This window comes from Streptomyces chartreusis, assembly GCF_008704715.1.
Classification (GTDB): Bacteria; Actinomycetota; Actinomycetes; order Streptomycetales; family Streptomycetaceae; genus Streptomyces; species Streptomyces chartreusis.
In genome coordinates this window covers 7298272-7315732 of record NZ_CP023689.1, presented here as the reverse complement: position 1 = coordinate 7315732, position 17461 = coordinate 7298272, and the positions used below count along the sequence as shown (strand labels likewise).

Annotated in this window: 22 protein-coding genes; 1 reads left to right on the top strand and 21 read right to left on the bottom strand. The window is 71.4% G+C overall.

The features are described 5' to 3' along the window. Nucleotides 1-21 precede the first annotated feature (21 nt). The 11 genes from lgt to hisI form a co-directional block, all read right to left on the bottom strand. Nucleotides 22-999, bottom strand: a complete 978-nt coding sequence (gene lgt, locus CP983_RS32205; protein ID WP_150503489.1) for a prolipoprotein diacylglyceryl transferase — start codon at nucleotides 997-999, stop codon at nucleotides 22-24. 77 nt (nucleotides 1000-1076) lie between these two features. Then, a complete protein-coding gene (locus tag CP983_RS32200; RefSeq protein ID WP_107907083.1) occupies nucleotides 1077-1850 on the bottom strand; it encodes a DsbA family protein in 774 nt (257 codons plus the stop codon). Nucleotides 1851-1978: 128 nt separating this feature from the next. After that, complete coding sequence (trpA, locus tag CP983_RS32195) at nucleotides 1979-2797, bottom strand: tryptophan synthase subunit alpha (RefSeq protein WP_150503487.1); 819 nt, start codon at nucleotides 2795-2797, stop codon at nucleotides 1979-1981. Beyond that, nucleotides 2794-4077: a tryptophan synthase subunit beta gene (trpB, locus tag CP983_RS32190; RefSeq protein ID WP_150503485.1), complete on the bottom strand. Its 1284-nt coding sequence runs from the start codon at nucleotides 4075-4077 to the stop codon at nucleotides 2794-2796. The genes trpA and trpB overlap by 4 nt, the downstream gene beginning before the upstream one ends. A 69-nt stretch (nucleotides 4078-4146) precedes the next feature. After that, complete coding sequence (trpM, locus tag CP983_RS45270; RefSeq protein ID WP_150503483.1) at nucleotides 4147-4353, bottom strand: tryptophan biosynthesis modulator TrpM; 207 nt, start codon at nucleotides 4351-4353, stop codon at nucleotides 4147-4149. Between the two features lie 21 nt (nucleotides 4354-4374). After that, nucleotides 4375-5184 carry an indole-3-glycerol phosphate synthase TrpC gene (gene trpC, locus CP983_RS32180; RefSeq protein WP_150503481.1) on the bottom strand — a complete coding sequence of 270 codons (810 nt, stop codon included), beginning with the start codon at nucleotides 5182-5184 and terminating at the stop codon, nucleotides 4375-4377. A 134-nt stretch (nucleotides 5185-5318) separates the two neighbouring features. Beyond that, nucleotides 5319-5765 carry a DUF2752 domain-containing protein gene (locus CP983_RS32175; RefSeq protein WP_150503479.1) on the bottom strand — a complete coding sequence of 149 codons (447 nt, stop codon included), beginning with the start codon at nucleotides 5763-5765 and terminating at the stop codon, nucleotides 5319-5321. Nucleotides 5766-5843: 78 nt separating this feature from the next. Further along, nucleotides 5844-6095, bottom strand: coding sequence for an HGxxPAAW family protein (locus tag CP983_RS32170; RefSeq protein WP_107907078.1), 252 nt, complete (start codon nucleotides 6093-6095; stop codon nucleotides 5844-5846). A 194-nt stretch (nucleotides 6096-6289) separates the two neighbouring features. Next, entirely contained in the window at nucleotides 6290-6928 is a 639-nt protein-coding gene (locus CP983_RS32165) for a TIGR02234 family membrane protein (protein WP_150503476.1), read from the bottom strand. 75 nt (nucleotides 6929-7003) lie between these two features. Then, nucleotides 7004-8491, bottom strand: coding sequence for an anthranilate synthase component I (locus CP983_RS32160; protein ID WP_030957946.1), 1488 nt, complete (start codon nucleotides 8489-8491; stop codon nucleotides 7004-7006). An 11-nt stretch (nucleotides 8492-8502) separates the two neighbouring features. Further along, entirely contained in the window at nucleotides 8503-8913 is a 411-nt protein-coding gene (hisI, locus tag CP983_RS32155) for a phosphoribosyl-AMP cyclohydrolase (protein WP_185843780.1), read from the bottom strand. A 74-nt stretch (nucleotides 8914-8987) separates the two neighbouring features. Between hisI and CP983_RS32150 the strand changes: the two genes are divergently transcribed. Next, nucleotides 8988-9623 (top strand): TIGR03085 family metal-binding protein, encoded by a 636-nt coding sequence (locus CP983_RS32150; protein WP_150503474.1) that lies wholly within the window; start codon nucleotides 8988-8990, stop codon nucleotides 9621-9623. A gap of 3 nt (nucleotides 9624-9626) precedes the next feature. Here the strand turns inward: CP983_RS32150 and CP983_RS32145 are convergent, their stop codons facing one another. The 10 genes from CP983_RS32145 to hisD all read right to left on the bottom strand — a co-directional run bounded on the left by CP983_RS32145 (nucleotide 9627) and on the right by hisD (nucleotide 17328). Then, complete coding sequence (locus CP983_RS32145) at nucleotides 9627-10883, bottom strand: MFS transporter (protein WP_150503472.1); 1257 nt, start codon at nucleotides 10881-10883, stop codon at nucleotides 9627-9629. Nucleotides 10884-10893: 10 nt separating this feature from the next. Then, entirely contained in the window at nucleotides 10894-11484 is a 591-nt protein-coding gene (locus CP983_RS32140; RefSeq protein WP_125524402.1) for an ArsR/SmtB family transcription factor, read from the bottom strand. A 120-nt stretch (nucleotides 11485-11604) separates the two neighbouring features. Then, nucleotides 11605-12360 (bottom strand): imidazole glycerol phosphate synthase subunit HisF, encoded by a 756-nt coding sequence (hisF, locus tag CP983_RS32135; protein ID WP_107907074.1) that lies wholly within the window; start codon nucleotides 12358-12360, stop codon nucleotides 11605-11607. Then, nucleotides 12357-12761, bottom strand: a complete 405-nt coding sequence (locus CP983_RS32130) for a RidA family protein (RefSeq protein WP_150503471.1) — start codon at nucleotides 12759-12761, stop codon at nucleotides 12357-12359. Before CP983_RS32130 ends, hisF begins: the two co-directional genes overlap by 4 nt. 25 nt (nucleotides 12762-12786) lie before the next feature. Beyond that, on the bottom strand, nucleotides 12787-13509 hold the full coding sequence (gene priA / locus CP983_RS32125) for a bifunctional 1-(5-phosphoribosyl)-5-((5-phosphoribosylamino)methylideneamino)imidazole-4-carboxamide isomerase/phosphoribosylanthranilate isomerase PriA (protein WP_125524404.1): 723 nt from the start codon (nucleotides 13507-13509) through the stop codon (nucleotides 12787-12789). Between the two features lie 4 nt (nucleotides 13510-13513). Continuing rightward, nucleotides 13514-14158 (bottom strand): imidazole glycerol phosphate synthase subunit HisH, encoded by a 645-nt coding sequence (gene hisH / locus CP983_RS32120; RefSeq protein WP_150503469.1) that lies wholly within the window; start codon nucleotides 14156-14158, stop codon nucleotides 13514-13516. Next, a complete protein-coding gene (locus CP983_RS44140) occupies nucleotides 14149-14313 on the bottom strand; it encodes a hypothetical protein (RefSeq protein ID WP_163017020.1) in 165 nt (54 codons plus the stop codon). Before CP983_RS44140 ends, hisH begins: the two co-directional genes overlap by 10 nt. Then, nucleotides 14310-14903 (bottom strand): imidazoleglycerol-phosphate dehydratase HisB, encoded by a 594-nt coding sequence (gene hisB / locus CP983_RS32115; RefSeq protein WP_107907070.1) that lies wholly within the window; start codon nucleotides 14901-14903, stop codon nucleotides 14310-14312. The genes CP983_RS44140 and hisB overlap by 4 nt, the downstream gene beginning before the upstream one ends. Next, nucleotides 14900-16006, bottom strand: a complete 1107-nt coding sequence (locus CP983_RS32110) for a histidinol-phosphate transaminase (protein WP_150503467.1) — start codon at nucleotides 16004-16006, stop codon at nucleotides 14900-14902. Before CP983_RS32110 ends, hisB begins: the two co-directional genes overlap by 4 nt. Beyond that, nucleotides 16003-17328 carry a histidinol dehydrogenase gene (gene hisD, locus CP983_RS32105; protein WP_125524407.1) on the bottom strand — a complete coding sequence of 442 codons (1326 nt, stop codon included), beginning with the start codon at nucleotides 17326-17328 and terminating at the stop codon, nucleotides 16003-16005. Before hisD ends, CP983_RS32110 begins: the two co-directional genes overlap by 4 nt. Between the last annotated feature and the right edge of the window lie 133 nt (nucleotides 17329-17461).

The following is a 17461-nucleotide window of genomic DNA, read 5'->3' as shown; positions in this document are numbered from 1 at the left end:
TCGTCGTCGTGGAGCCGAACGTCAGGTCTTCTTCGTCCCCGACCCGGCTTCGTCCTTGACGTCTTCCTTCACGTCTTCCTCGACGTCTTCCTCGGCCTCGCCCTTGGCGTCCTCGTCCTTCGCCTCTGCGGCGGAGTCGGAGTCGGCGTCCGCATCACCCTCGGTCTCACCGCCGGAGGCACCCGCGCCCGGCTCGACCACGGCCTCGCGGCCCGGCCGCTTCTTCGCCGAGATCACGATGTAGGCCACCGCGAGCAGGAACACGATCAGCGCGGTCCAGTTGTTCAGCCGCAGCCCGAGGATGTGGTGGGCGTCGTCGACCCGCATGTACTCGACCCAGAACCGGCCCACGCAGTACGAGGCGACGTACAGCGCGAACGCCCGCCCGTGTCCCAGCTTGAAGCGGCGGTCGGCCCAGATCACGAGCACCGCGACGCCGATGCACCACAGCGACTCGTACAGGAACGTCGGGTGGTAGGTGCCCGGCACCCGGCCGTCCGTCGAGGAGGTGATCTTCAGCGCCCAGGGGACGTCGGTCTCGCGTCCGTAGAGCTCCTGGTTGAACCAGTTGCCCCAGCGCCCGATCGCCTGGGCGAGGGCGATACCGGGCGCCACGGCGTCGGCGTAGGCGGGCATCGGGATGCCGCGGCGGCGGCAGCCGATCCACGCGCCGAGCGCGCCGAGGGCGATGGCGCCCCAGATACCGAGGCCGCCTTCCCAGATCTTGAAGGCGTCAACCCAGTCACGGCCCTCGCTGAAGTACAGCTCGTAGTCCGTGATCACGTGATAGAGGCGCCCGCCGACCAGTCCGAACGGGACGGCCCAGACCGCGATGTCGGCGACGGTGCCGGACCGCCCGCCCCGGGCGATCCAGCGTTTGTTGCCGAGCCAGACGGCTACGAAGACACCGATGATGATGCAGAAGGCGTAGCCGCGCAGCGGAATGGGGCCGAGGTGGATCACCCCGCGCGACGGGCTGGGAATGTAGGCAAGTTCCATGGCAAGGTCGACGCTACCCTGCCGGGCGGCACCGATGTCAGGCAGCCCGGCTACGGGTCCATAACAGGCGCCGGGGCTCAGCCCTTGGCGGCTTCCTCCACCATCTGCTTCAGCTTGGCCGGAGTCATCGTCTGGTCCTGGTAGATATTCTTGCCGTTGAGCAGGACCGTCGGCGTACCGCTGAAGCCGCCGCTCTTGAACGCGTCGTTGGACTTCTCCACCCAGCTGTTGTGGGTGCCGTTCTCGACGCACTTGCGGAAGGCGGGCGTGTCCAGGCCCTTGACCTTGCCCGCGAGCTCGAAGAGCTTGCTGTTCTTCGCGAAGGCGTCGTCGACCTCCGGCGGCTGGTTCTCGTACAGCACGTCGTGGTACTGCGTGAACTTACCGGCGTCCTGGGCGCAGGCGGCCGCGTTGGCGGCGTTGCGCGAGCCGGTGCCGCCCATGTTGCCGTCGATGATCGTCGCCAGGTGGTACTCGACCCTGAGCTGGCCGGCGTCCGTCAGCTCGTGGATCGTCGACCGGTAGGCGTCCTCGAAGGACTTGCAGGCCGGGCAGCGGAAGTCCTCCCAGACCGTGAGCGTCGACTTGGCGCTCTCCTGGCCGACCGGGATCGCGAGACCGTCCTTGCCCTGTGCCCCGGAGGGCCCGACCACGGGTCCCGCTTCGCTGCCGCTGTCCTTGCCGGCGTTGGCCGCGACGACGCCGATGACCGCCGCGAGTCCGAGGACGCAGACGACGCTGGCGCCCACGATCAGCGCACGACGGCGCTTGTCGGCGGCCTTCTGCTTCTCACGCTCGACCGCCAGCCGCTCACGGGCGGTCCGCTTTCCCTCACGATTCTTTTCGCTCACACCCGCAGAACGAACCGGGGAGGCGCAGCGCGCCTCCCCGGCCTCAGGTCCACCCGTTCGAGCGACTCGTACGGAAGGCCCTTCTTCTGAAGATGTCCCCTGCGGAGGGAGTCCGCCGCAGGTCAGGGCTACGCCCGGCGGCGCACGCCCTTCGCCAGATCGCCGGCGAGCTCGCGCACGGCCTCGACTCCGGCCGCGTCGTCCGGCGCGTCCAGCATCCGCTTGACGAAGGCCGAGCCGACGATCACGCCGTCGGCGAAGCCGGCCACCTCGGCCGCCTGGTCGGCGTCGGAGACGCCGAGCCCGACGCAGACGGGCAGGTCGGTGCCGGTGGCCCGGGTGCGCTCGACCAGGTCCTGCGCCTGTGCGCCCACGGACGCGCGGGTGCCGGTGACGCCCATCAGCGAGGCGGCGTAGACGAAGCCGCTGCCGGCCGCGGTGATCTGGCCGAGCCGCTCGTCCTTGCTGCTCGGCGCCACGACGAAGACCGTCGCGAGTCCGTGCTTCTCGGCGTGCTCCCTCCACAGCGCCGACTCCTGGACGGGCAGGTCGGGCAGGATGCAGCCCGCGCCGCCCGCCTCCGCCAGCTCGGCGGTGAAGCGCTCGACGCCGTAGCGGTCGATGGGATTCCAGTACGTCATCACGAGGATCGGCTTGCCGGTGGCCTCGTGCGCCTCGCGGACCGTGCGCATGACATCCGCGATCCTGACGCCGCCGCGCAGGGCGATGTCGTCGGCGGTCTGGATGACCGGGCCGTCGAGGACGGGGTCGCTGTGCGGCAGCCCCACCTCCACGACGTCGGCGCCGCCGTCGAGCGCGGCCTTGATCGCCTCGATGCCGCCGTCCACGGTCGGGAACCCGGCCGGGAGGTAGGCGATGAGGGCGGAGCGGTCCTCGTCCTTGGCGGCCTTGAGGGTGTCCGTCAACAGCTGGATGTTGCCGCTCACTTGGCGTCCCCCTGGATCTCCGCGGCGCCGTTCGCGTCGGCGGCGACCTCGGCGTCGGTTTCGTACAGGCCGAAGTAGCGGGCGGCCGTGTCCATGTCCTTGTCACCGCGGCCGGACAGGTTGACGACGATCAGGCCGTCCTTGCCCAGCTCCTTGCCGACCTCCAGGGCTCCGGCGAGCGCGTGGGCGCTCTCGATCGCCGGGATGATGCCCTCGGTGCGCGACAGCAGGCGCAGGGCCTGCATCGCCGCGTCGTCGGTGACCGCGCGGTACTCGCCGCGGCCGCTGTCCTTGAGGTAGGAGTGCTCGGGCCCGATGCCGGGGTAGTCCAGGCCGGCCGAGATCGAGTACGGCTCGGTGATCTGGCCCTCCTCGTCCTGGAGGACGTAGGAGCGGGAGCCGTGCAGGATGCCGGGCTCGCCGGCGGTCAGCGTCGCCGCGTGCTCACCGGTCTCGACGCCGTGCCCGGCGGGCTCGCAGCCGATGAGGCGTACGTCCGTGTCGGGGATGAAGGCGTGGAAGAGGCCGATGGCGTTGGAGCCGCCGCCGACGCAGGCGATCGCGGCGTCGGGGAGGCGTCCGGCGCGCTCCAGGAGCTGGCGGCGGGCCTCGACGCCGATCACGCGGTGGAAGTCGCGGACCATGGCGGGGAAGGGGTGCGGTCCGGCGACCGTGCCGAAGAGATAGTGGGTGCGGTCGACGTTGGCGACCCAGTCGCGGAACGCCTCGTTGATGGCGTCCTTCAGGGTGCGGCTGCCCGACTTCACGGCGATGACCTCGGCGCCGAGCATGCGCATCCGGGCCACGTTGAGGGCCTGGCGCTGGGTGTCGATCTCGCCCATGTAGATGGTGCAGTCGAGGCCGAACAGGGCGCAGGCGGTGGCCGTCGCGACGCCGTGCTGGCCGGCGCCGGTCTCGGCGATCACCCGGGTCTTGCCCATGCGCTTGGTGAGCAGTGCCTGGCCGAGCACGTTGTTGATCTTGTGGGAGCCGGTGTGGTTGAGGTCTTCCCGCTTCAGGAAGATCCGGGCGCCACCGGCGTGATCGGCGAACCTCGGCACCTCGGTGAGGGAGCTGGGGCGGCCGGTGTAGTTGACCAGCAGGTCGTCGAGCTCGCGGGCGAACTCGGGGTCGTGCTTGGCCTTGTCGTACTCGACGGCCACCTCGTCCACGGCGGCGACGAGGGCCTCCGGGATGAACTTGCCGCCGAACGCGCCGAAGTAGCCCTCGGCGCTGGGGACTTGACCCTCCGGGTCTGGGATGAAGAAGTCGCTGGGCATGCGTGTACCTCACGGTGAGTGCGTGGAAAAGACACTATTCGCCGTGGGGGCGGAGTCCGTCGTACGACCTCAGGCCGTGTGTGGCTGGTCGCGCAGTTCCCCGCGCCCCTGAGGGGCGCGCTGCCATCGACGGCCGTTGACCTGCCCAGGTTCGTCACCGATGACATACCGCACCCGGCGACCGTGGACACGCCTCGCCGGGGCTCGGCAGCCCCTCGGGCGGCAGCCGCGCGCGAGGCGGGCGTACCGGTCCACAGTCGTCACAGTGCGGTTCATCGCAGTAAGCCTAGCCGGTGATCAGCTGCGGCCGTGGCGCAGTGCCGGGTGCTCGCCGGCCGCGACCAGGTCGGAGACCGCGGACTTCGGGTCCTTCCCCGTCACCAGGGACTCGCCGACCAGGACCGCGTCGGCGCCGGCGTTGGCGTAGGCGATGAGGTCGTGCGGGCCGCGGACGCCGGACTCGGCGATCTTGACGATGTGGTCGGGGATCTCCGGGGCCACCCGCTCGAAGGTGCCGCGGTCGACCTCCAGGGTCTTCAGGTTGCGCGCGTTGACACCGATGATCTTCGCGCCCGCGTCCACGGCACGCTCGACCTCGTCCTCGTCGTGCACCTCGACGAGCGGGGTCAGGCCGATGGACACCGCGCGCTCGATGAGGGACTCCAGGGCGGGCTGCTCCAGTGCCGCCACGATGAGCAGCACGAGGTCGGCGCCGTACGCGCGGGCCTCCCACAGCTGGTACGACGTGACGATGAAGTCCTTGCGCAGGACCGGGATGTCCACGCGTGCGCGGACGGCCTCCAGGTCGGCCAGCGAGCCGCCGAAGCGGCGCTGCTCGGTGAGGACGGAGATGACGGCGGCGCCGCCCGCCTCGTAGTCCGCGGCCAGCCCGGCCGGGTCGGCGATCGCGGCCAGCGCGCCCTTGGAGGGGCTGGAGCGCTTGACCTCACAGATGACCTTGACGCCGTCGCCCTTGAGCGCGGCCACTCCGTCCTTGGCCGCGGGAGCCTTCGCCGCGCGCTCCTTGAGCTCGTCGAGGCTGACGCGCGCCTGCCGCTCCGCGAGGTCGGCACGGACTCCGTCGATGATCTCGTCGAGCACACTCACGCGAGCGGCCCCCTTTCAGACGGTGGGCTGTGAAAGCGGTACGAAACCGCCGGTCACTGCGATGGTATCCGGAGCAGGGCGTAGGCCTCACATCCGGTTGACGCCGGTCCCAGTACCTGGACGTTCCGAGTTGATCAAGGGTGCAGCCAGCCACCGAAGGGCAGGTTCCGGACAACGGTGAAGACCAGCAGCAACGCGCCCGCGGTCCAGAGCTGCACGGGCCCCGGATCGATCCGCAGTGGGCGACCCCGCACCGTGCGCACCACCCAGACGGTCCACATCAGGGCGAAGAGCGCGTAGCCGGCGACGGCGAGGGCGTTGTCCTGGAGCGCCGCGGCGAAGTCGCCGTGCACGACGGCGTGGGCGCTGCGCAGTCCGCCGCAGCCGGGGCAGTAGATGCCGGTGTACTGGAGCAGCGGGCAGGCGGGGTAGTGGCCGGGTTCGTTCGGGTCCACGGCGCCGACGTAGGCGAAGGCGGCGGCGACGGCCGCGAGCACGCCCGCCGGGACGGCCAGGCGCCCCCACAGGGCGCCGGTACGCGGCTGTGTCACCCTCTGGCTGTCGGCGTTCACGTCATGCATTGTGCCCCGCACACGCGTGAGGGGCGCCCCCTGGCACCCATCGGTGCCGGGTCGCCCCTCGGCGAAGGCCTGCGGCCGTCAGCCCTTGGCGCTGGCCGCCTCGCTCTGCTGCGTGGTGAGCAGCGCCTGGTGGGCGTCCTTGGGCTGGCCCATGCCCATGGCGCTCATGATCCAGGCGATGATGCCGCCGAGGACCACGACGCCCATGCCGGCCCAGAAGCCCGCGGGCTGGTCCATCACCATGAAGGCGCCCGCCACGCAGAAACCGATGAAGGCGATCGTGACACCGGTCCAGGCGGCCGGGGTGTGACCGTGGCTGCTGCCCGCCATTGCTTGCTCCTCGTTGCTGAAGTACGTGTCGAGCCGGACGCTCGCAGTCATTGTCCCGCACGCACGCGGCTGCGGTGATCGGGGGTAGCCCGAGTGGTTCGACGCCGAGTGTGTCCGCGCCCATAGGGGCGCGGGGAACGGCGCGACCAGCCCCCGCCGACCGGCAGACGAATCACCGGCCTCCCCGCGGAGCGCTACGTCGGGTCCTCGCCCCGGTCCAGGGCCTTCCAGAGTTCCTCGGGCCGGTCGGGGTCGCCGGCGGCCTCGGCCTTGCGGCGCGGCCTGGGCGTGCCGTTGCGCTCGTAGCGGCCGGACATGCCGGGCCACAGCCGGCCGTAGCGCAGGGCGAGCAGTCCAGCGAGCAGGAGCAGGGCCCCGCCCACGGCGGCGACGTACGGCCAGGCGGTGTGGGTGAGGGCCTGGACGGTGGCCGAGGTGTCGCCGGACGCCCGGGCGGCCTGTTCGTCCAGCGCGGTGCTGTCGGAGGCGCCGAGCAGGGCGGCGGCGACGGTGCCGGCGCCGGAGAGCGCGAGCAGGCCGGCGACCATGAAGCGGCCGGCTCGGCGGACGGCGAAGACGGCGACGAGCGCGGCGAGTCCCACTATGGCCAGGGAGGCGGGGACGCCGGTGACGTCACTGCCCTTGGCGGTCAGGGGGAAGGGGCCGCCCGCCACCGTGGCGGTGCCCTCCGACCAGCGCTGCCGGGTGGCGAGCAGCGCGACGGCCGCGCCGACCGCCCCGCACAGCAGGGCTACGGCGAGGCTCATACGGCCGGCCCGGGCGGAGCCGGGGGCTTCGGAACGGGGGTGCGGAACAGCAGTCACGTACTCCACTATCACCCGAACCCCGGGCGATCAGTCACCCGGGGTTCATGTGAGAACGCCTACTCGGCCCCGCGCGGGGCCGGTTCAGCCGAGCCGGTTCGCCGTGTGCACCGCGCGCAGGACCGCCGCAGCCTTGTTGCGGCACTCGGTGTCCTCGGCGACCGGGTCCGAGTCGGCGACGATGCCCGCGCCCGCCTGCACATAGGCGGTGCCGTCGCGCAGGAGCGCCGTACGGATGGCGATGGCGGTGTCGGAGTCGCCCGCGAAGTCGAGGTAGCCGACGCAGCCGCCGTACAGCCCGCGCCGGGACGGTTCGAGCTCGTCGATGATCTGCATCGCGCGGGGCTTGGGAGCGCCGGAGAGGGTGCCCGCCGGGAAGCAGGCCGTCAGGACGTCGAAGGCCGTGCGGCCCGGGGCGACGCGGCCGGTCACCGTGGAGACGATGTGCATCACGTGGGAGTACCGCTCGATGGACATGAAGTCGACGACCTCGACGGAGCCCGGCTCGCAGACCCGTCCCAGGTCGTTGCGGCCCAGGTCGACGAGCATCAGGTGCTCGGCGCGCTCCTTGGGGTCGGCGAGCAGTTCGTCGGCGAGGGCCTGGTCCTCCTGCGGGGTCGCCCCGCGCCACCGGGTGCCGGCGATGGGGTGCACCATGGCGCGGCCGTCCTCGACCTTCACCAGGGCTTCCGGGGACGAGCCGACGACGTCGAAGCCGTCGAAGCGGAACAGGTACATGTACGGCGAGGGGTTGGTCGCCCGCAGCACCCGGTAGACGTCGAGCGCGCTCGCCGTGCACGGCGTCTCGAAGCGCTGGGAGGGGACCACCTGGAACGCCTCGCCGGCCCGGATGCGCTCCTTGATGTCCTCGACGGCCTCCTGGAAGTCCTCGCCGCCCCACAGCGCGGAGTACTCGGGCAGCTCGGAGGGCGGGAGGACGGCCGGGGGCTGGGCGACCGGGCGGGTCAGGTCGGCCTGCATGGCGTCGAGGCGGGCGACGGCGTCGGCGTAGGCCTCGTCGACGCCGGTGTCGAGGTCGTTGTGGTTGATCGCGTTGGCGATCAGCAGCACCGAGCCCTCCCAGTGGTCCATGACGGCGAGGTCACTGGTGAGCAGCATGGTCAGCTCGGGCAGCTTCAGGTCGTCCCGCTCGCCGGGGCCGATCTTCTCCAGGCGGCGCACGATGTCGTAGCCGAGGTAGCCGACCATGCCGCCGGTGAAGGGCGGCAGGCCCAGGTCGTGGGCGAGGTCGCGCGGGGTGTGCAGGGCCTCGATGGTGGCGCGCAGGGCGGCCAGCGGGTCGCCCTCGACGGGGACGCCGACGGGCGGGGTGCCGAGCCAGTGGGCCTGGCCGTCGCGCGCGGTGAGGGTCGCGGCGGAGCGGACGCCCACGAAGGAGTAGCGGGACCAGGAGCGGCCGTTCTCCGCGGACTCCAGCAGGAAGGTGCCGGAGCGCTCGGCGGCGAGCTTGCGGTAGAGGGCGACCGGGGTGTCGCCGTCGGCGAGGAGCTTGCGGGTGACCGGGATGACCCGGCGGTCGGTGGCGAGCTTGCGGAACGTCTCGAGGTCCATGGCGGCTGACCCTACTGATCCGAGGCCGGTACGCCGGAATCGGCGCCGTCCTTGAGCAGCACGTCCTCGTCGAAGCAGGTGCGCGCGCCGGTGTGGCAGGCCGCGCCGACCTGGTCGACCTTGACGAGGAGGGTGTCCGCGTCGCAGTCCAGGGCGACCGACTTCACCCACTGGAAGTGACCGGAGGTGTCGCCCTTGACCCAGTACTCCTGGCGGCTGCGGGACCAGTAGGTGCAGCGGCCGGTGGTGAGGGTGCGATGCAGCGCCTCGTCGTCCATCCAGCCGAGCATCAGCACCTCTTGGGTGTCGTACTGCTGGGCGATGGCGGGCAGGAGGCCGTCTTCGCTGCGCTTGAGGCGCGCGGCGATCCCGGGGTCCAGCCGGCTGGGCCGGCGGGGCGTGCTGGTGGTCATGCCTGCCATTGTGCCGCGCGCGACTGACAGTGACGGTTCCACGTCCACTGGGCGGACTCGGGGGGTGGTCGTAGGCTGACTGTATGTCGACCTTCGCCCAGCGTGAACGACTTCTGCTCTCCGACCTCTTGGAGGCCGAGGGCCCCGAGGCCCCCACCCTCTGCGAGGGCTGGCAGACCCGTGAGCTGGCCGCGCACGTGGTGGTGCGCGAGCGCCGCCCCGACGCCGCCGCCGGTCTGCTGATCAAGCCGCTCGCCCCGCGCCTGGACAAGGCGATGGAGGAGTTCGCCGCGAAGCCGTACGAGGAGCTGATCCGGCTCATCCGCACCGGCCCGCCGCGCTTCTCGCCCTTCCAGCTCAAGCAGATCGACGAGGCGTCGAACACGATCGAGTTCTACGTCCACACCGAGGACGTCCGCCGGGCCCAGCCGGACTGGACGCCGCGCGAGCTCGACCCGGTCTTCCAGGACGCCCTGTGGTCCCGTCTGGAGCGCTCCGCGCGCCTGGTGGGCCGCTCCGCGCCCACGGGTCTGGTGCTGCGCCGCCCGGACGGCCAGACGGCGGTGGCCCACAAGGGCGCGCCGGTCGTCACGGTGACCGGCGAGCCGTCGGAGCTGCTGATGTTCGCCTACGGCCGGCAGAACGCCGCCAAGGTCGAGCTGGACGGCGACGAGAACGCCATCGCCAAGCTGCACGAGGGCAAGCAGCTGGGGATCTGAGGGTCACTTCGGCAGTTCGGCGCGGCGCAGGCCGGGCACACTCAGGGCGATGACTCCGCCCAGCCCGCACACCGCCGCGCTGGCCACGAAGACCGGGCCGGTGCCCCACAGGCCGATGGCGGCGGCGGACAGCGGCATGCTCAGGGGCGCGAATCCGAGGCTGACCAGCCCGGAGACCGCGGTGACGCGTCCCAGATAGGCGGCGTCGGTCTGCGTTTGCAGCAGGGCGCCGCACATGGCGCCGCTGAGCCCGGCGAGCAGTCCGATGAGCAGGGCGACCCCGACGGCCGCGGCCACGCCGGGCACGAAGGCCAGGGCGCCGATCGCGCACGACCCGGCGAGGATCGCGCACCCGGCCACCTGCCCGGCGCGCGGCAGGCGTCCGCGCACGGTCAGCAGCAGGGACACGGCGCCCGCGCCGACGCCGAAACCGGCGAGTACCCAGCCCATTCCCGAGGCGCCCCAGCCCCGCTCGTCGGCGAGCAGGGTCAGGCCGACGTTGAGCGGGCCGACGAAGCCGAGGTCACCTAGGGCGATGGCGAGGATGAGCGGCGCGAGCACCCGGTGGCGGCGGATGTGGCCGAGGCCGGCCGTCAGATCGCGCCAGGCGGTGCCGCGCCGGGCGGCCGGCGTGTCGTCCGCGGGCAGCTCCCGCACCCGTACGGAGATCAGCAGTGGCAGCGACACGGCGATCAGCAGGCCGGCGAGGCCGAACGCGGCCGCCGCGCCGCCGGCCGCGACCGCGAGTCCGCCGAGCGGAGCGCCGACGACGCTCGCGAAGCGGATGCCCAGCCCCCGCATGCCCTGCACGCGCGCGAGCTGGCCGCGGGTCGTCACGCGCGCGGGGAGCGCGCCCACGGCCGGCATGAACACCGCGTCGACGGTGCCGAAGACCAGGGCGAGCGCGGCCAGCGGCCACAGGCCCGGGGTGGTGAGGAACAGCAGCGCCGCCGCCGCGAGGACGGCCGCGCACCGCACCGCGTCACTGCCGATGACGACCCTGCGCGGCCCGAGCCGGTCGGCGATCACTCCCCCGCCCAGCATCAGCAGGGCCCGGGGCAGGGCACTGACCGCCATGACCACTCCGGCCTGCGACGGCGAACCGGACTGCACGGCCGCCCAGGACAGAGCGATGTAGTAGACGCTGTCGCCGATCATCGAGGAGGTGTAGGCGGCGAGCCAGCGCAGCACGTTGGGGTCGCGGTGGGCGGGCCGCTCGGCGACCGGTGCGGTCCCGGGTGCGGTGAGCGTCGAAGGCACGTCGGTCCTCTCAGGGCCGGAACGGGAAGGTGTACGTGTGCACCGCGACGTTCGCGCGGCCGTCGGTGTCGCCGGCGGCCTCGGCGGCCCGTCCCTGCTCGTCGTAGCGGCGCAGCAGGGCCAGCAACTCCTTGTTCAGCTCGGTCAGTTCGTCGGCCGTGAGGCGGAGGTTGGACTCGGAGGACTCGGCGGCCCGGTTCCACTCGGGGCCCCAGTGGGCGCGCTCGTCGAGCCAGCGGCGGTACATCTCGGTGCGCTGCTCGGCGAAGAGCCGGCTCGCCGCGGTGTGTGCGGCCGCCTTTTCCGGGGCGTCCCGGAAGTCCTCGTCGCGGATGTGCACGCCGTCCGAGGCGGGCTGCCACCAGCGCTCGCGGCCGTCGCCGCTCTGCGGCTCCGCCTCCTCGATGAGTCCGTGCTCGGCGAGTTTGCGCAGGTGGTAGCTGACCAGCGAGACGGCCTCGTCGACCTGCTCGGCGAGCTGTGAGGCGGTGGCGACGCGCCTGATCGTCAGGGCCCGGATCAGGTTCATCCGCAGCGGATGGGCCAGGGCCTTCAGCGTGCCCAGGTCCGTGATCCGGCGGTCTCTCTCCTTGCCTGTCATGCCCTCACCGTAGATACAAAAGAAAAATTGCACAACATATTTTGCGCAACTTTCCTTTTGCATCTCCCCGTGAGAAAGCCCCGGCCACTCGGTGACCGGGGCTCAGGACTCCGACCGGCGTCACCTCACGGGGTGACCGGCCGTCCGCAGCGCGTCCTTCACCTCGCCTATCCGCAGATCGCCGAAGTGGAAGACCGAGGCGGCCAGCACCGCGTCCGCGCCGGCCTCGACGGCCGGCGAGAAGTCGGCGAGTTTGCCGGCGCCGCCGGACGCGATCACCGGAACCGTCACGTGCCCCCGGACGGCCTGGATCATCTCCAGGTCGTAGCCGTCCTTGGTGCCGTCGGCGTCCATCGAGTTGAGCAGGATCTCGCCCGCGCCCAGCTCGGCGGCCCGGTGTGCCCACTCGACGGCGTCGATGCCGGTGCCCTTGCGGCCGCCGTGGGTGGTCACCTCGAAGGTGCCCTCGGGCGTGCGGCGGGCGTCGACCGACAGCACCAGCACCTGCCGTCCGAACCGCTCCGCGATCTCACGGATCAGGTCGGGGCGGGCGATGGCGGCGGTGTTGACGCCCACCTTGTCCGCACCCGCGCGCAGCAGCTTGTCGACGTCCTCGGCCGTACGGACGCCGCCGCCGACCGTCAGCGGGATGAACACCTGCTCGGCGGTGCGGCGCACCACGTCGTACGTCGTCTCGCGGTTGCCCGACGAGGCGGTGATGTCCAGGAACGTCAGCTCGTCGGCGCCCTCGGCGTCGTACACCTTGGCCATCTCGACGGGGTCGCCCGCGTCGCGCAGGTTCTGGAAGTTGACGCCCTTGACGACCCGGCCGTTGTCCACGTCCAGGCAGGGGATGACTCGGACCGCCAGGGTCATGAATCCACGGCTCCTCTGTATGCCTCTAGCTCTACTTCGACCAGGATGCGCGGGTCGACGAAACCCTCCACGACCAGCAGGGTCGACACCGGTCGCACCGCGTCGAAGATCTCCTTGTGGGCCCGGCCCGCCTCGTCCACGTCCCGCAGATGCGTCAGGAACATCCGGGTGCGGATCACGGACCCGACTCCGAGCCCGAACTCGCCGATCGCCTCGATCGCGCTGGTGAAGGCCACCTTGGCCTGCTCGTACGGGTCGCCCTCCCCGTACAGCACCTGACCCTTGAAGGACGTGGTGCCCGCCACCAGCACGCGGTCGCCCGCCGCGACGGCACGTGCGAAGCCGAAGGACTCTTCCCAGGCACTCCCGCTCTGCACCCGCCGCACGGCATCGGACGTCATGACACTGCATCCATTTTCGGGACAGTCACAGCACAGCCTCCAGGGCCTCTTCCAGGGTGAACGCCTTCGCGTACAGGGCCTTCCCGACGATGGAGCCCTCGACACCGAGCGGCACCAGCTCGGCGATGGCCCGCAGGTCGTCCAGCGAGGACACGCCGCCGGAGGCCACGACCGGGCGGTCCGTCGCCGCGCACACGTTCTTCAGCAGCTCCAGGTTGGGGCCCTGGAGGGTGCCGTCCTTGGCGATGTCCGTGACGACGTAGCGGGCGCAGCCCTCGTTGTTGAGGCGCTCCAGCGTCTCGTAGAGGTCGCCGCCGTCGCGGGTCCAGCCGCGGCCGCGCAGGGTCGTGCCGCGTACGTCGAGACCGACGGCGATCTTGTCGCCGTGCTCGGCGATGACCTTGGCGACCCACTCCGGGGTCTCCAGGGCGGCCGTGCCGAGGTTCACGCGCGTGCAGCCGGTGGCGAGCGCGGCGGCCAGCGAGGCGTCGTCGCGGATGCCGCCGGACAGCTCGACCTTGATGTCCATCGCCCTCGCGACCTCGGCGATCAGCTCGCGGTTGTCGCCGGTGCCGAACGCGGCGTCCAGGTCGACCAGGTGCAGCCACTCGGCGCCGGAGCGCTGCCAGGCGAGGGCGGCCTCCAGCGGGGAGCCGTAGGACGTCTCGGTACCGGACTCGCCGTGCACGAGGCGGACGGCCTGACCGTCACGGACGTCGACAGCGGGGAGGAGTTCGAGCTTGGCCATGTCTCTACAGGGTTCCGATCCAGTTGGTGAGCAGCTGCGCTCCGGCGTCGCCGGACTTCTCGGGGTGGAACTGCGTGGCCCACAGGGCGCCGTTCTCCACGGCGGCCACGAAGGGCTTGCCGTGCGTCGACCAGGTGACCAGCGGGGCGGTCATCAGCGGGTTGGCGGTCTCCAGGGTCCAGTCCTGGACGGCGTAGGAGTGCACGAAGTAGAAGCGCGCGTCCGCGTCCAGGCCGGCGAACAGCTCGCTGCCGGGCGGCACGTCCACGGTGTTCCAGCCCATGTGGGGCACGACGTCGGCCTGCACCGGCTCCACCGAGCCCGGCCACTCGCCGAGGCCCTCGGTCTCGACGCCGTGCTCGATGCCGCGCGCGAACAGGATCTGCATGCCGACGCAGATGCCCATCACGGGGCGCCCGCCGGACAGCCGGCGGTCGATGATCCAGTCGCCGCGGGCCTCGGTGAGCCCCTGCATGCAGGCCGCGAAGGCGCCGACGCCCGGCACAAGGAGCCCGTCGGCGTTCATGGCCCGGTCGAAGTCACGGGTGATCTCGACGTCGGCCCCCGCGCGCGCGAGTGCGCGTTCGGCCGACCTCACATTGCCGAAGCCGTAGTCGAAGACCACGACCTTCTTGGTGCTCAATTCCACACCTCCAGCCTCAGGACGCCCGCGACGAGACACATCGCGGCGCCTATCGAGAGCAGTGTGATGAGGCTCTTCGGCATCCCCTGCTTGGCGAAGGAGATGATGCCGCCGACGAGGAAGAGGCCGACGACGATCAGGACGGTGGACAGCCCGTTCACAGCGCGCCCTTCGTGGAAGGCAGGATGCCGGCCGCGCGCGGGTCCTTCTCGCTCGCGTACCGCAGCGCCCGCGCCAGCGCCTTGAACTGGCACTCCACGATGTGGTGGGCGTTGCGCCCGTACGGCACGTGCACGTGCAGCGCGATCTGGGCCTGGGCGACGAAGGACTCCAGGATGTGCCGGGTCATCGTGGTGTCGTACTCGCCGATCATCGGCGCCATCTTCTCGGGCTCGGTGTGCACGAGGTAGGGGCGGCCGGAGAGGTCGACGGTGACCTGGGCGAGGGACTCGTCCAGCGGGACCGTGCAGTTGCCGAAGCGGTAGATCCCCACCTTGTCGCCGAGGGCCTGCTTGAAGGCGGCGCCCAGCGCGAGGGCGGTGTCCTCGATGGTGTGGTGGGAGTCGATGTGCAGATCACCCTCGGTCTTCACGGTCAGGTCGAACAGACCGTGCCGGCCGAGCTGGTCGAGCATGTGGTCGTAGAAGCCGACGCCTGTCGACACATCGACCTTGCCGGATCCGTCGAGATCGATCTCGACGAGGACCGAGGTCTCCTTCGTCACCCGCTCTATGCGGCCTACGCGGCTCATGCGCTCTGCTCCTTCTTCAGTTCACGTACCGCGTCGAGGAACGCGTCGTTCTCGTCGGGAGTTCCGGCGGACACCCGCAGCCAACCGGGGATGCCGTTGTCCCGGACCAGGACGCCCCGGTCGAGGATCTTCTGCCAGGTCGTGTGCGAGTCCTCGAACCTGCCGAACTGCACGAAGTTCGCGTCGGACTCGACGACGTCGTAGCCGATCGCGCGCAGTTCGTGCACCAGCCGGTCCCGCTCGGACTTCAGCTGCTCGACGTACTTCAGCAGCGTGTCGGTGTGCTCCAGGGCGGCCAGCGCGGTCGCCTGGGTGACGGCCGACAGGTGGTAGGGCAGCCGTACGAGCTGGACGGCGTCCACCACGGCCGGGTGCGCGGCGAGGTAGCCGAGGCGCAGACCGGCGGCGCCGAAGGCCTTCGACATCGTCCGGGAGACGACGAGATTCGGCCGACCTTCGAGCAGCGGCAGCAGCGAGTCGCCGTGGCTGAACTCGATGTACGCCTCGTCGACCACGACCATCGACGGCTTGGCGGCCTGCGCGGCCTCGTACAGCGCGAGGACGGTCTCGCGCGGGACCGCGTTGCCGGTGGGGTTGTTGGGCGTCGTGATGAACACGACGTCGGGGCGGTGCTCGGCGATGGCCTGCCCGGCGGCCTCCACGTCGATCGTGAAGTCGTCGCCTCGCGGGCCGGAGATCCAGCCCGTGCCGGTGCCGCGGGAGATGAGCGCGTGCATCGAGTACGACGGCTCGAAGCCGATCGCCGTGCGCCCGGGTCCGCCGAAGGTCTGCAGAAGCTGCTGGATGACCTCGTTGGAGCCGTTGGCCGCCCAGACGTTGGCCAGGCCGACCTCGTGGCCGGAGGTGTCGCTGAGGTACTCGGCGAGCCGGGTGCGCAGTTCGACGGCGTCCCGGTCCGGGTAGCGGTTGAGGTCGCGGGCCGCCTCGCGGACGCGCTCGGTGATCCGCTCGACCAGCGGCTCGGGCAGCGGGTAGGGGTTCTCGTTGGTGTTCAGCCGTACGGGGACGTCCAACTGGGGCGCGCCGTAGGGGGACTTGCCGCGCAGCTCGTCCCGTACGGGGAGATCGTCGATGCCTGTCACTTGCTCTCGGGTACCTTCCAGCCGAACCGGGCCTTGATCGCCGCGCCGTGCGCCGGCAGGTCCTCCGCCTCCGCCAGCGTCACCACGTGATGCGCGACCTCGGCCAGCGCGTCCTTCGTGTAGTCGACGATGTGGATGCCGCGCAGGAAGGACTGGACGGACAGGCCCGAGGAGTGGCAGGCGCAGCCGCCGGTGGGCAGGACGTGGTTGGAGCCGGCGGCGTAGTCGCCGAGCGAGACCGGTGCCCAGGGCCCGATGAAGATCGCGCCGGCGTTGCGCACGCGGTCCGCCACGGCGGCGGCGTCGGCGGTCTGGATCTCCAGGTGCTCGGCGCCGTACGCGTCCACGACCTTCAGGCCCTCGTCGACGCCGTCGACCAGGACGATCGCGGACTGCCTGCCCTTGAGGGCCGGCACGATCCGGTCGTCGATGTGCCTGGTGGCCGCGACCTGCGGCTCCAGCTCCTTGTCCACCGCGTCCGCGAGCTCCGGGGAGTCCGTGACGAGGACGGCGGCGGCCAGCGGGTCGTGCTCGGCCTGGCTGATCAGGTCGGCGGCGACGTGCACCGGGTCGGCGGTGGCGTCGGCCAGGATCGCGATCTCGGTCGGGCCCGCCTCGGCGTCGATGCCGATCTTGCCGGTGAAGTAGCGCTTGGCGGCGGCGACCCAGATGTTGCCGGGGCCGGTGACCATGTTGGCGGGCGGGCAGGACTCGGTGCCGTACGCGAACATCGCGACGGCCGTGGCGCCGCCGGCGGCGTACACCTCGTCGACGCCGAGCAGCGCGCAAGCGGCGAGGATCGTCGGGTGCGGCAGACCCCCGAACTCGGCCTGGGCGGGCGAGGCGAGCGCGACGGACTCGACGCCGGCCTCCTGCGCCGGGACCACGTTCATGATCACGGACGACGGGTAGACGGAGCGGCCACCGGGCGCGTACAGCCCCACGCGGTCGACCGGCACCCACTTCTCGGTCACCGAGCCGCCCGGCACGACCTGGGTCGTGTGGGTCTCACGGCGCTGTGCGCGGTGCACGAGACGGGCGCGGCGGATGGACTCCTCCAGGGCCGCGCGCACGGCCGGGTCGAGCTCCGCGAGGGCCTTGTCGAGGGCCTCGGCGGGCACCCGGACCTGGTCGAGCCTGACCCCGTCGAACTTCTCCGCGAAGTCGATCAGCGCCGCGTCGCCCCGATGATGCACGGCCTCGCAGATCGGACGCACCTTCTCCAGGGCGGCCGAGACGTCGAAGTCGGCTCGGGGCAGCAGGTCGCGCAGGGCCGGACCCTCGGGGAGGGCGTCGCCGCGCAGATCGATTCGGGAGATCACGGGTGCAATTCTCTCAGACCCGGGTCCGGCGTCGTTCGCGCGTATCAATGGCTGATACAGACCGCAGGCGGAACCCGGAAGATCCTCTTCACGTCTAGCGTTCGGGGCGTCACCCAGCGGGCATGAACGGTTG

Excerpts from the sequence above, each read along its gene's own strand:
- CP983_RS32150 (WP_150503474.1), top strand. The coding sequence starts at position 8,988 with ATGTCGACCTTCGCCCAGCGTGAACGACTTCTGCTCTCCGACCTCTTG.
- hisI (WP_185843780.1), bottom strand. The coding sequence starts at position 8,913 with ATGGCAGGCATGACCACCAGCACGCCCCGCCGGCCCAGCCGGCTGGAC.
- hisB (WP_107907070.1), bottom strand. The coding sequence starts at position 14,903 with ATGAGCCGCGTAGGCCGCATAGAGCGGGTGACGAAGGAGACCTCGGTC.
- CP983_RS32160 (WP_030957946.1), bottom strand. The coding sequence starts at position 8,491 with ATGGACCTCGAGACGTTCCGCAAGCTCGCCACCGACCGCCGGGTCATC.
- trpB (WP_150503485.1), bottom strand. The coding sequence starts at position 4,077 with ATGCCCAGCGACTTCTTCATCCCAGACCCGGAGGGTCAAGTCCCCAGC.
- CP983_RS32140 (WP_125524402.1), bottom strand. The coding sequence starts at position 11,484 with ATGACAGGCAAGGAGAGAGACCGCCGGATCACGGACCTGGGCACGCTG.
- CP983_RS32175 (WP_150503479.1), bottom strand. The coding sequence starts at position 5,765 with ATGCATGACGTGAACGCCGACAGCCAGAGGGTGACACAGCCGCGTACC.
- CP983_RS32130 (WP_150503471.1), bottom strand. The coding sequence starts at position 12,761 with ATGACGTCCGATGCCGTGCGGCGGGTGCAGAGCGGGAGTGCCTGGGAA.
- priA (WP_125524404.1), bottom strand. The coding sequence starts at position 13,509 with ATGGCCAAGCTCGAACTCCTCCCCGCTGTCGACGTCCGTGACGGTCAG.
- trpM (WP_150503483.1), bottom strand. The coding sequence starts at position 4,353 with ATGAACCGCACTGTGACGACTGTGGACCGGTACGCCCGCCTCGCGCGC.
- hisF (WP_107907074.1), bottom strand. The coding sequence starts at position 12,360 with ATGACCCTGGCGGTCCGAGTCATCCCCTGCCTGGACGTGGACAACGGC.
- CP983_RS32170 (WP_107907078.1), bottom strand. The coding sequence starts at position 6,095 with ATGGCGGGCAGCAGCCACGGTCACACCCCGGCCGCCTGGACCGGTGTC.
- lgt (WP_150503489.1), bottom strand. The coding sequence starts at position 999 with ATGGAACTTGCCTACATTCCCAGCCCGTCGCGCGGGGTGATCCACCTC.